This is a genomic window from Streptomyces zhihengii, from assembly GCF_016919245.1.
Taxonomy (GTDB): domain Bacteria; phylum Actinomycetota; class Actinomycetes; order Streptomycetales; family Streptomycetaceae; genus Streptomyces; species Streptomyces zhihengii.
This window is the reverse complement of record NZ_JAFEJA010000002.1, coordinates 870345-882707: the sequence shown is the minus strand read 5'-3', so window position 1 is coordinate 882707 and position 12363 is coordinate 870345. Positions and strand designations below refer to the sequence as shown.

Genomic DNA, 12363 nt, shown 5'->3' with positions numbered 1-12363 from the left:
TCTCGTGACATGCTGCAGGATCCACGGGTTCAGGCTGCGGCAATCCGCATGCGGCTCGAGAAGATGGCCGACCCGGATGCCACACTCGATGTGAACTCGGCAGCCGACTTCCCGGGAGCCGTCGAGTACTTACGTGGCCGCGGAAGCAATCTCGCCGTGTCGACACCTTCCGGTTCACAGAATGTCAGTCCACACCAGCCGCCGGTGGACGCCATGGAGAACTATCGGGTCGGCCAGGACCGCGAACCCGTTCAGGAGCAGAACAAGCAGGGCGAGATCAATGCGTACACCCAAATAGAACTCGGCAGCACGAAAAGCGGCAAGCCGATCCCGTCCACCTACCCGAACATCGCAAAGAAGATCGAAGAACTGGCGGCGGAAGGACTGCAGGGGCCAACGCTCGCGGGTGCGCTTCACAGCTTCACGACCTTCGGAAGAATGCCAGGAAACCTCACCCCCGCCCAGAGGCGACTGATTCGCGAACTCCACTGGCTCGTCTTCGTGCGCGAGTCCGTCCGGAACCCCGCCAATCTTGGCTACGCGGCCATGCTCACCACTTTGATCGGCGCAGGAGATGTCGACTGGGACGAGGCGTTCAGGGGATACCAAGGTGGGCGCAATGCCAGAACCGGCCGCTGGCACGGCAGAAGGCGTCCCTCCCGGATCGGCGGGCGCGGACTGCATCCCATGTCCATGCTCGGGGCCGTGGCAGCGGCACGGCAATTGGTACAAGGCGTCGTCGGAAGAAAGAAGAAGAACGAAAAGGGAATCGAAGAGGACAGCATGGCACAACAACGCCGTGATGAACTGGTAAGGCGTGAGATAGAGTTGGCGGAGCGCTGGGCCCGAGCACAGACCGGAAATTCCGAGATTGTCGGCGAAACAGAACAAGATGTCATGAGCGAGGGGCGGCGCCTCGTGCGGGACTACATGTGGAACTACTACGGACTGTAAGAGGAAGCCGTGACGGACTATGACATCCGACTGACCCTGCGACCCGAGAAATCGGAGGCATCGATGGTCAGCTTGGCCATGAGAAACAGATGGGATATGCGCGTAATGGGAAACCGGAATGCGGACGTCTTCACTAACGTGTGGGTGACCTCTGCGGGAGTCTCGGTCCACTATGTTGAGGATCCACTCACCGGAACTCCCTTCGTCACACTCCGCGGCGCCGGCTCGGACGAGGCAGCTGAGCTGATCAAGACATCCTGCGATGTCTGGGAGTTTCCTGAAGCCGTGCAGGCGCTTGCCACGGCCACTGATCGGGACGATCGGCTCAGGGCGGCGTACGCGGCGGCGTTCACGGCCCCTGACCAGCCCGTGGAGGAATTGGTCATCCTCTTCCGTGCCATGGCTGCCGACTCCGATCCGGGAATCCGCCAAGCGGTGATTGTGTCCAGCGCCTACACGCCTTGGCCGCCCCTGGTCGACATCGTGCGCCACTTGGCGGTGAACGACTCCGTCGACCACGTGCGGGAGAACGCCCGGGTTCTGCTCGAAGGCATGCGTATTCACGGTGACACGAACGAGCGGGACAAGCGATGACCCGCTACCCCGACATCCCCAAACCCATCCGCTCCGGCATCGTCCTCGTCGACCCCGAGCGCGGCACCCCCCAGCGCATCATCGTGCTCCAGTTCAACCCCGACACCCTCGAACGCAGCCTCGCTCCCCAGTCGGCCGGGGGGAGTGGGGATTCGGGGGGCGGGGGGAGCGGGGGCGGGGATCGGAACGAGGCGTTGAGGCTGAAGGGGCCGGCGCAGGAGACGTGGAAGTTCACGGCCGAGATCGACGCCACCGACCAGTTCGAGGTGGCGGCCCCCGACGGGATCCATCCGCAGCTCGCGACGCTGGAGATGCTCGTCCAGCCCACGACCGCGCAGTTGCGCGAGGCCACCCGGCTGAGCCGGAAGGGGACGATCGAGATCACGCCGATCGAGATGCCGCTGACCCTGTTCACCTGGGGCAGCAAGCGGGTGATGCCCGTGCGGCTGACGGAGCTGTCGATCACCGAGTCCGCCTTCGACGTCCACCTCAACCCGATCCGGGCGAGTCTCGCCGTCGGGATGAAGGTGCTCACGGTCAGCGATCTGCCGGCCGGGCACCGCGGGGCCGAGCTGTACCTGGCGCATCTCGCGCAGAAGGAGCGCCTCGCGCGGTCGGCGCGGGCGGGGAGTCTGGGGGCGCTCGGGCTGACCGGGGCCGACATCGGGATGGGGAGGGCGTGAGGCGCATGACCGAGCCGTACGAGGGGACGGGCCCGCTCGACGCGATACCGGGCGCCCACCCGTACCCGCGCTCCAGCCGCTACCACGACGCCGTGATCGCGGTGCACCGGGCGGCCGACGGGACCGAGGTCCGCTACACCGAGCGGCGGTTGCTGCCGCCGCTCCCGGACCCGGGGGACGAGGAGACCGCCCCGCACACCGTCGCCGACGGCGAGCGCCCCGACCTGCTGGCCCAGCGGTACTTCGGCGACCCGTCCCAGTGGTGGCGGATCGCGGACGCCAACCCGGTGCTGGATCCGGCGGAGTTGACGGACGAGCCGGGCCGGGAGATCGACGTGCCGCTGCCGGGCGGCTTCCCGCACGGGACGGCGCAGGGGGGCCTCCGTGGGCGATGAGCCGGTGGGCGGCGGCCCCGTCCATCTGACGCTGCGGATGGGGCCGAAACTGACGCGTCCGGTGCCGCGGGAGGTCGTGGAGGCGCTGCTGTCGCTGCAGATCACCAGCACCGCGGGGGAACGCAGCGGTTTCCAGATGGCGTTCGACCTGACGAAGCGGGGCGCCATCACCGGGACGCTGCTCCCGGAGGGCTTCTTCGACCCGCGCACCCGGGTGATCGTGTCGACGACCGTCAGGGGCGTGCCGACGGTGCTCCTCGACGGGCTGATCGTGCGCCAGGAGGTCGGGGCGAGCAATCAGCCGGGGCAGAGCACCCTGACGGTGACGGGCGAGGACCTCACCGTCCTGATGGACCTGGAGGAGCGGACCGACCGCTTCCCCAACCTCTCCCCCGCGGAGCGGGTCCGGCGGATCCTCGGCAGGTACGTCGACTACGGCATCCAGCCGGACGTGCGGCCGGAGCAGATCTCGCAGCCGCCCCGGCAGCAGTTGCGGGTCGAGTACCAGAGCGCGACGGACCTGGGGTACGTGAACGAGCTGGCCCGCGCCAACGGCTTCACCTTCTACCTGGTGCCGGGGCCCGTCCCCGGGGTGTCCGTCGCCTACTGGGGGCCGCAGCGCCGGCTCGGTACGCGGCAGCACGCCCTCAACGTGAACATGGACGTCAACTCCACGGTCGACCAGCTGACGTTCGCGTACGACGGCGCGGCCCGCGAGGAACCGCAGGTGCGCTGGCAGGACCCGCTGTCGCGGGAGTCGACGCTGCTCCCCCAGCCTGACATCGGCCCGCTGCGGCCGCCGCTCGGCCGGCGCGCCACTCCGGCGCTCAAGCGCCGGCGCCTGGCGGGCACGGCGAAGCTCGGTCTCGAACAGGCGCGGGCCGAGGCGCTGGCCCGGGCGGCCACCTCGGCGGACTCGGTGACCGGTTCGGGGCAGCTCGACGTGAACCGCCACGGGTACGTGCTGCGCCCCCGTGAGCTGGTCGGGGTGCGGGGCGCGGGGGTCACCTACGACGGCGACTACTACGTCACCTCGGTCACCCACAACCTGACGCCCGGCTCGTACCAGCAGAACTTCACGCTCTCGCGCGAGGGGCTGGTCGCCCGCGGCACCACCGTACGGCCCTGAGAGGCGTTCCGGCGCCGCACCGTCGCAGGAAGGAAGCGGACACCGCATGGCAGCAGGAGGCAACAACCGGTTCCTCGGCAAGTTCCGGGGGCGGGTGGTGAGCAACGACGACCCGCTGAGGATCGGGCGGGTCACGGTCAAGGTGCCGGACGTGCTCGGTGACGAGGTGTCGACGTGGGCGCTGCCGTGCCTGCCGTTCGCGGGCGACCGGTCGGGGCACTACGCGGTGCCCTCGGCGGGAGCGGGCGTGTGGGTGGAGTTCGAGCAGGGCGATCCGAGCTACCCGATCTGGTCGGGCTGCTGGTACGGCGACCGTTCGGAGCTGCCGCCGGACGCGCTCACCGGGTCGCCGGCCCATCAGAACGTGGTGATCCGCACCTCGGACCGGCACGCGTTCGTGATGGGCGACGTGCCGGACGGCGGCAGCGGCATCCGGTTGCAGGCCGCGACGGGCGCGTACATCCAGGTGGACGAGAAGGGCGTGACGATCGCCGACGGCCAGGGGGCCTCGGTGCGGCTGACGGGCGGTCAGGTCGACATCAACGACGGCCGCCTGGTCGTGCCGGCGAAGAGTTGAGACGGGCAGGGAGACGGGGAGTGGCGATGGTGTCCGGTGACGGTGGCGGCCCCGGCGGGCCGGGGAACGTGGTGAGCGCGGCGAGCGGGCTGCACTGCCCGCACGGCGGGCGGGTGTTCGCGGTGTCCGGGCCCGGTGGGCGCGGCGGGGTGCGGGCCGACGGGCACGCGGTGCACACCGCGTCCGACGTGTTCGCCGTCGCGGGATGCCGCCACACGGTGAACGGGACGCCCGAGCCGTGTCTGTCGGTGCGGTGGAGTCCGCGCCCCGGCGGGGTGCTGGTCGACGGTGCGCCGGTGCTGCTGGGCACCTCGGGGGCGCAGTGCCTCGGCGCGGCGCTGGTCCCGCAGGGCGCGGTGGCCGTCACCGCCGGCCGGGGCGGGGTGGTCTGCGGATGAGGCCCGTACGTCATGACATCGCGTTCCCGTTCCGGGCCGACCTGCGCGGCAGGACCGCGCACGCCGGAGCCGACGGGCATGTGTGCGACCTGATCGAGCAGTTGCTGTTCACCAGCCCCGGCGAGCGGGTGATGCGTCCCGACTTCGGCTGCGGGCTGCTGGACCTGGTGTTCACCCCGAACAGTCCCGAACTGGCCTCCGCGCTGGAGCTGTCGGTGCAGGCGTCGCTCCAGCGCTGGCTGGGCGAGCTGATCGAGGTGGAGGCCCTGGACGTGGTGAGCGAGGAGAACGTGGTCCGGGTGTATCTGCGCTACACGGTGCGCTCCACGGGGAGCCTGCGTGACGAGATGTTCGAAGGGAGCGGGCCCGTATGAGCCGGCTGGAGGGGGACGTCCGCCGCGGCAGCGGACGGCGGGGCGCGGTCCGGGGGGCCGGTCTCGGGGGTGTGGACGCGGTCGAGGCCGGTGACGACGGACTGACGCTGACGGTCACGTTCCTGGGCAAGGCCCCGCACGGGCTGGGCCCGGAGAACATCCGGATCGACGGCGGGCGGCGGGTCTCCGGGATCGCCGCGGTCGAGGTCGCGGTGGAGCGCGAGGAGGACCCGGAGCTCGACGACCGGCTGCTCGTCACGCTGGACCGCACCGGGGACGGCGGCCCGTACCGGCTGTCGGTGGTGGACACCGATCCGTACGGCCGTCCGGGCACCGAGCCCTGGCCGGGCTTCGACCAGCGGTACTTCTCGGCTCCGTTCGTCTTCGCGAGCGAGCGTCCGGCGGCGTTCGATCCGGGCGGGCCGCGGCCCGCCCCGGCGTCGGTGCCGCCGCCGTCGCCGCTGACCGACTACACCCCGCGGGACTACGAGTCGGTGCGGCGGCTGATCCTGGACCGGCTGGCGCTCACCACGCCGGGCTGGACGGAGCGGAACCCGGCCGATCTCGGCGTCACGCTGGTGGAGCTGCTGGCGTACACGGCGGACCGGATCTCCTACCAGCAGGACGCGGTCGCGACCGAGGCGTACCTGGACACCGCCCGGCGCCGGGTGTCGGTGCGCCGGCATGTCCGGCTGATCGACTACCCGATGCACGACGGCGTCAACGCGCGGGCGTTCGTGACCGTCGAGGTGGCCCGGGAACTGACGCTGGTGCCGGGGACGTTCCGCTTCGCCGCCGTCGACATCGCCCGGCTCGGGCCGCGCGACCGGCCCGAGATCGGGACGGTGATCGACGACGGCGACCTCGCGGTGCTCGGCGAGCGGGGCACGGTGGAGGTGTTCGAGCCGGTGGCGGCGGACGATCCGCTGGTGCTGCGGCCCGCGCACAACACGATCCGCTTCTGGACCTGGGGCGGCGAGGTGTGCGCCCTGCCCGCGGGCGCCGTCTCCGCGACGCTGCGGGACGAGTGGGCCGACGAGGAGTGCGATCGCCGTTCGCTGGAGCTCGCCGCCGGCGATCTGCTGGTGATCGAGGAGGTGCGGGGGCCGCGTTCGGGCACGCCGGGGGACGCCGACCCGGCGCACCGCCGGGCCGTGCGGCTGACGTCGGTCACCCCGGGTGTGGACCGGCTGTGCGGACAGCCGGTGCTGGAGGTGACCTGGGCGCGCGAGGACGCGCCGGACTTCCGGGTGTGCCTGACGGCGCGGGCGGGCCTGGACTGCGAGCCGGTGGAGGACGTGAGCGTGGTCCGCGGGAACGTGGCCCTCGTCGACCACGGCCGGTCGCTGACGTTCGGGGGCCGGGAGCCGGAGACGGTGACGGTGCCGCCGGGGCCCGCGGTCCTCGGGTCGTGCGATCCGGCGGGCTGCCAGGACGGTGACGGCGGCAACGCGGTGGCCGGCCTGATCGGTCTGCGGCTGGACCGGGCCGGGCGCGGGAAGGCCCTGACGGCCGCCCAGGTGCGCGAACTGTTCGAGGGGGTCGGCGAGGACGCCGTCGCCCGGGCCGGTATCGGACTCGAACTGGCGGGCAGGCGGCGGGAGAAGGTGGTGCCCGGGACGGCGTACGAGCAGGCCGGGGCGCTGCGGACGCTGCTGGCGCAGACGGTGTACCCGGGGATCGCACCGCGGCTTCGGCCGGTGCTCGGGCGCTCCCCGGTGGTGCAGTCGGTGCCGTTCCCGCTGTCCGCGCATGTGTCGGCCGGGCAGGCGGCGCTGCTCGCCGCCGTCCCCGGGCGGGTGCGGGGGCGGCTGGTGGAGCTGTGGCGCAGCGCCCGGGACGGCGACGGCCTGTCGGAGGCGGAGACCGCCGAGCTGACGCTGCTGTTCGGGCTGCGGGTGCTGGAGCGGTTCGAACTGCGCCGCCGCCCGGTGGAGGCACTGCGGGAGCTGCTGCACCGCAGCGAGCGCCTGCTGGCGCCGAAGCTCCGCCGGCTGGCGGTGCTGACGGCGCGGGCCCGTGCGGGCGCGGTGCTCGACGGGTCGGTCGCCTGGGAGATCGCCCGTACCTGGGGACCCGCCCACGCGGTGGGGCTGCACCCGGACGAGCCCTCGCTGCGGGGGCCCGCCGCGGCCGTGCGGCAGGATCCGCGCGAGGCGCTGCCCGCGGTGCGGTCGGTGGACGGCGGGGAGGTCTTCGTGCCCCGGCGGGATCTGCTGGCCAGTGGTCCGCGGGACCGGCACCTGGTGGGCGAGCTGGAGGACGACGGGCGGCTGGCCCTGCGGTTCGGCGACGGCCGGCACGGTGCGCGGCCGCGGCCGGGCGCCCGGCTGGAGCTGCACTACCGGATCGGCGGCGGGACGGCGGGCAACGTGGGCGCCGAGGCGATCGGCCATCTGGTGCTGTGCCGGGACGCCGTGGCGGTGGACGCCGGTGACCCGGTGCCGGTGGCGGGGGTGCGCAATCCGCTGCCCGCGGTGGGCGGCACGGGGCCGGAGCCGCTGGAGCAGGTGCGCCGGCTGGCCCCGCTGGAGCTGCGGCGGACCCGGCTGCGGGCGGTGACGGCGGAGGACTACGCGGAGCTCGCGGCGGCGCTGCCGGGGGTGCAGCGGGCGGCCGCCGAGATCCGCTGGACGGGCAGTGCGCAGGAGGCGCATGTGGCCGTCGACGCGCTGGGCGACGCCGAGCCGACGCCCGAGCTGCTGGACTCGGTCGCGTACGCCCTGGAGCGGTTCCGGCGCATCGGTCACGAGCTGGTGGTCGGGCCGGCCCGTGCCGTGCCGCTGGACGTGGCGCTGCGGGTGTGCGCGGCGCCCGGGCACCAGCAGGGGCGGATCCTCGCCGAGCTGTACGCGGTGCTGGGCGGCCGGCGGCTGCCGGACGGGCGGCTCGGCTTCTTCCATCCGGACGCGCTGACGTTCGGCGAACCGGTCCGGCTGAGCCGGCTGGTGGCCGCCGCCGCGTCGGTCCAGGGGGTCACGGACGTCCGGGTGGTGCGGCTGCGGCGGCTCCACGCGGGCGGCCACGCGGCCGACCGGCACGGCCCCGGCGCCTGGGACGAGGACTCGGCGTTCGAGGAGGGCCTGCTGCGGACGGGGCCGCTGGAGATCGCGCGCCTCGACAACGACCCGGACCGGCCCGGGAACGGCCGGCTGTCCATCGAGATCGGCGGAGGTGCCCGATGAGCGGCGCGTGCGGCTGCGGCTGCGGCGGTGGCGGCCACGACGAACGCCTGGCGCCGCGGGCGCCGTACAACCCCCCGGGCCGTACGGCGCTGGACTACCGGGTGGGCGAGTACGGTTCGTTCCTCGCGGCGATGCTGGACCGGCTGGCCTCGCCGGCGTATCCGGCCCTCGGCGGTCTGACGGTCCGCACACCGGACGATCCGGTGATCGGACTGCTCGACGCGTGGGCGGTGGTCGGCGACCTGCTGACCTTCCACGGGGAGCGGATCGCGGACGAGGCGTATCTGCGGACGGCGGACGGGCACCGCTCGCTGGCGCTGCTGGGGCGGCTGGTGGGGCACCGGCCGCGGCCGGGGGTGGCCGCCGGCACCTATCTCGCCTACTCGCTGGACCGTGATCCGCGGGAGGCGGAGGTCCCGGTGCTGATCCCGCGGGGTGCGCGGAGCAACAGCGTGCCGGTGACGTCGGACGAGGAGTCGCAGGTCTTCGAGACGAGCGAGGAGCTGACGGCGCGGGCGTCGTGGAACGAGCTGGCCGTGCGCAGGCGTCGGCCGGCCCTGCTGACGCCCGCCGACCTGGGCCGGCGGGCGGAGATCCACCTCTCCGGCACGGCGACGGGGCTGACCACCGGTGACCGGCTGCTGTTCGTGTTCGCCTCGGCCGCGCCGGGCCCGGGCGACCCGGGCTCCGACGGCGCGGCCGTCCCCGGCGGGACGGCTTCCGGCGGCACGGCCTCCGCGGGCGCGGTCACCCCCGGCGGGACGGCTTCCGGCGACGCGGCCTCCGCGGGCGTGGCCGTCCCCGGCGGCGCGGCCTCCGGCGACGCGGTCACCCCCGGCGGCACGGACTCCGGCGGCTCGGCCGCCTCCGCCGGCGGGGCACTCGGCGACGCCGCGTCCGCCGGCGCGAAGGCCGACCCGGCCCCGCCCCCCGGGCAACGGCTGCTGCTGCCGGTCGTCCGGCTGCGGGTGGACCGCGAGGACGAGGTGACGGCGGTCGGGCTGCCCCCCTCCCCTCCCCCGTCGCTGCGCGAACTCGTCGCCGAACTGCGCGAGTGGATCGCCGAGGACGAGCCGTGGCCGCACGACGGCGGCCCGGCGCCGGAGCGGCCCCACCCGCGGCCCGTCAGCCGGTACGTCGACGTCTTCGACGCCCAGGTGCTCGCACCCCTGCGCGCCGACCTGGACGCGATCGCCTCCCCGGCCGCGTTCGCGGCACGCCTCGCGGAGCCGCACGAACGGCTCGCGGAGGCGCAGGCGGTGGCGGCCGCGCACGAGGACGCGGCCGCGTGGTTCGAGCGGCTGGAGGCCGTCGTCGGCGAACTGCGCGAGCGGGCGGCGGAGCTGGAGCCCTCCCGTCCGGCCCCGGCGCCCGCCGCACCGGCGGCGTCCGGGCACACGGCGCTCGGCGCGCTCGGAGCGGTGCTGCCCGCGCTGCGTGCGGCGCCGCCCGCGCGCCCCGGCACGGCCCGGGTGCCCTCCGGCGCCCGCCCCGTGGTCGGCGCCGAGCTCGGGGCGCAGGTGCTCGCCGCGCTCGACCCCGCTGTCGCGGAGGGCCTGTACGCGGCCTGGCGGCGGACGGCGCCGGGCGGTGCGCCGCTGCTCGACGAGGTGCAGGCGATGCGGGTGACCAGTGCGCCCTTCGGGGCGACGGCGCCGCTGCGGCCGGTGCAGGACGAGCGGGGGCGGGTGATCCGGCAGGCCGACTGGCCGCTGGTGGGATCGGCGCTGACCACGATGCGGCTGGTGTTCGACACGGCGGGCCGGGTGCCGGAGCGGGCCGAGTTCCAGCACACCGGGACCGGCGCGTCGGTCCAGGTGTCGGAGAACCTGCCGTCCGAGCGGACGTTCGGCCTCGGTCCGGGACGGGTGACGCTGCTGACCCGCTCGGGCCAGGACCACGACCTGAGCTGGCTGAACCGCCGCCCGGCGGACTCGCAGGAGCCGGGGGTCACGGCGCGGCTGCACGACGGACTCCCGGAGCGGACCCTGTTCGTGTCGCGGCCCGGTCAGGACGGCCGCGTCCATGTGGCCGTGCAGAACGGCGGGGAGCCGGCCGACTGGTGGCTGGCGCCGGGCGAGAGCCGCCAGGTCCGGCAGGGCGACGTGGAGGTGACCGCCGCGTACACCGTCGGCGGTGAGCCCGCCAACGTCGTCGTGGGCGTCGCCACCCTCACGGCCGACGCCGGCAGGCTGCGGGTGCTGCCCCTGGAGTCGGTGCAGGACTCGGTCACGGTGGGGAGCTGGGTGGCGATCGAGCGCCCCCGCAAGGGAGTCGCCGATCCGGGCGGCGTCCCGGGCGACCCCGGGCTGCGGTTCGTCACGACCCGGGTGACGGGGGTGCGCACCGCCGTGTACACGGACTACGGCGTCACCGGCCGCGGCACCGAGCTGACGCTGGCGGACCCGTGGCTCGACGAGCACGACGTGCTGCTGTCCAACATCCGCGACACCACGGTGCACGCGGGCGGGCTGCCGCTGCGGCTCGCCGACGAGCCGCTGGGCGAGGACGTGCACGGGGACACCGTCGAACTGGCGGAGCTGTACGACGGGCTGCGCCCGGGGCGGCGGCTGATCGTCACCGGCGAGCGCACCGACGTGTTCGGGGAACCGGGCTCGGGCTCGGGCGTCACCGGGACCGAGGTGGTGGTGGTCGCCGGCGTCGACCAGGTCGTCGACCCGCTGCTGCCGGGCGACCATGTGCACACCCGGCTGTCCCTGACCGCGCGTCTGGCGTACCGCTACCGCCGCGACACCGTGCGGGTGCTGGGCAACGTGGTCGCGGCGACGCACGGCGAGAGCCGGGACGAGGCGATCGGCAGCGGGGACGCGGACCGGCCGAACCAGGCGTTCGCGCTGTGGCGGTCCCCGCTGACCTGGCTGCCCGCGGGCGACCGGACCCCGGGCCCGGACTCCCCGCACCTCGCGTTCGGCGCGGCGCCGGTGCTGGAGATCAGGGTCGACGGCCTGCTGTGGCACGAGGTGGACAGCCTGGCCGGCCGCGGGCCGCGGGAGCGGGTGTACGTGACGGGCACGGCGGACGGGCACACCACGGTGAACTTCGGCGACGGCGTCAACGGCGCCCGGCTGCCGACCGGGAGCGAGAACGTGCGGGCCCGCTACCGCTTCGGCACCGGCCGGGCGGCCAATGTGCGGGCGCACCGGGTCACCCAGGCGGTGACCCGTCCGCTGGGGGTCACCGGGGTCACCAATCCGCTGCCCGCGTCCGGCGGCGCGGACGCGGACGGGCCGGGGCTGACGCGGCGCAATGTGCCGTCGGCGGTCTCCGCGCTGGACCGGCTGGTGTCGGTCGGGGACTACGAGGACTTCGCCCGGTCACGGGCGGGGATCGGCCGCGCGGTCGCCCGGGAGCTGTTCGACGGGCGGCGGCGGGTGCTGCACGTGACGGTCGCGGGGGTGGACGACGGCCCGCTCGCGGACGACTCGGAGGTGCTGCGGTCGCTGCGGTCCGCGCTCGCCCGCTACGGGGACTCCCGGCTGCCGGTGCGGGTGGACGTGCGGGAGCCGGTGCTGCTGCTGCTCGCGGCGCGGGTGCGCACGGAGCCGGACCACGGCTGGGACACCGTCGGGCCCCGGCTGCGGCAGGCGCTGCTGCGCCGCTTCGGGCCCGGGGAGCGTGAACTGGGGGCGCCCGCACTGCTGTCGGACGTGCTGGCGACGGCGCACCGGGTGCCGGGGGTCGGCCATCTCGACGTCGACGTGTTCGACGGGGTGGCCGCCTCGGCGGGCGCGGCGGGTCTCGCCGGGCCGGCGGAGCGTGCGGCGCAGGGGCCGGCGTCCGCCGTGCCGGCCGGGCAGGCGGCGTACGAGGAGGTGGTGCACCGGGTCACCGCCGAGGAGGGCGAGACGCTCACCGACGTGGTCCGCGCCACCGGGGTCCCGCTCGCCCGGCTGCTCCGGCTCAACCCGGACGTCACCGACACCGGGCGGCTGGCGAAGGGGCGTGCCCTGCTCGTGTTCCGCGGGATCCGTCCCGCGCGGCTCGCCCTCTTCGCCCCCGGCGTCCCGGACACCCTCCGGCTCACGGAGGTCACCGCATGAACACCGAGGAAGG

General features: G+C 74.3%; 9 protein-coding genes. All 9 read left to right on the top strand.

Going from position 1 to position 12363, the window contains the following annotated elements:
• Positions 1-963: 963 nt before the first annotated feature.
• The 9 genes from JE024_RS31610 to JE024_RS31570 are packed head-to-tail and all read left to right on the top strand — an operon-like array spanning position 964 to position 12350.
• Positions 964-1548, top strand: a complete 585-nt coding sequence (locus JE024_RS31610; protein ID WP_205377319.1) for a hypothetical protein — start codon at positions 964-966, stop codon at positions 1546-1548.
• Positions 1545-2231: a hypothetical protein gene (locus JE024_RS31605; RefSeq protein WP_205377318.1), complete on the top strand. Its 687-nt coding sequence runs from the start codon at positions 1545-1547 to the stop codon at positions 2229-2231. Before JE024_RS31610 ends, JE024_RS31605 begins: the two co-directional genes overlap by 4 nt.
• 5 nt (positions 2232-2236) lie before the next feature.
• Positions 2237-2626 carry a LysM peptidoglycan-binding domain-containing protein gene (locus JE024_RS31600; protein WP_205377317.1) on the top strand — a complete coding sequence of 130 codons (390 nt, stop codon included), beginning with the start codon at positions 2237-2239 and terminating at the stop codon, positions 2624-2626.
• Positions 2616-3755 carry a hypothetical protein gene (locus JE024_RS31595; RefSeq protein WP_205377316.1) on the top strand — a complete coding sequence of 380 codons (1140 nt, stop codon included), beginning with the start codon at positions 2616-2618 and terminating at the stop codon, positions 3753-3755. Before JE024_RS31600 ends, JE024_RS31595 begins: the two co-directional genes overlap by 11 nt.
• Positions 3756-3801: 46 nt before the next feature.
• The gene (locus tag JE024_RS31590; protein WP_205377315.1) at positions 3802-4332 is read left to right on the top strand and encodes a phage baseplate assembly protein V; all 531 of its coding nucleotides are present in this window, start codon (positions 3802-3804) and stop codon (positions 4330-4332) included.
• Positions 4333-4358: 26 nt separating this feature from the next.
• Positions 4359-4730 (top strand): hypothetical protein, encoded by a 372-nt coding sequence (locus tag JE024_RS31585; RefSeq protein ID WP_205378449.1) that lies wholly within the window; start codon positions 4359-4361, stop codon positions 4728-4730.
• Positions 4727-5104: a GPW/gp25 family protein gene (locus JE024_RS31580; protein ID WP_205377314.1), complete on the top strand. Its 378-nt coding sequence runs from the start codon at positions 4727-4729 to the stop codon at positions 5102-5104. Before JE024_RS31585 ends, JE024_RS31580 begins: the two co-directional genes overlap by 4 nt.
• Positions 5101-8289: a putative baseplate assembly protein gene (locus JE024_RS31575; protein WP_205377313.1), complete on the top strand. Its 3189-nt coding sequence runs from the start codon at positions 5101-5103 to the stop codon at positions 8287-8289. Before JE024_RS31580 ends, JE024_RS31575 begins: the two co-directional genes overlap by 4 nt.
• Positions 8286-12350, top strand: coding sequence for a putative baseplate assembly protein (locus JE024_RS31570; protein WP_244883285.1), 4065 nt, complete (start codon positions 8286-8288; stop codon positions 12348-12350). Before JE024_RS31575 ends, JE024_RS31570 begins: the two co-directional genes overlap by 4 nt.
• Positions 12351-12363: the final 13 nt, after the last annotated feature.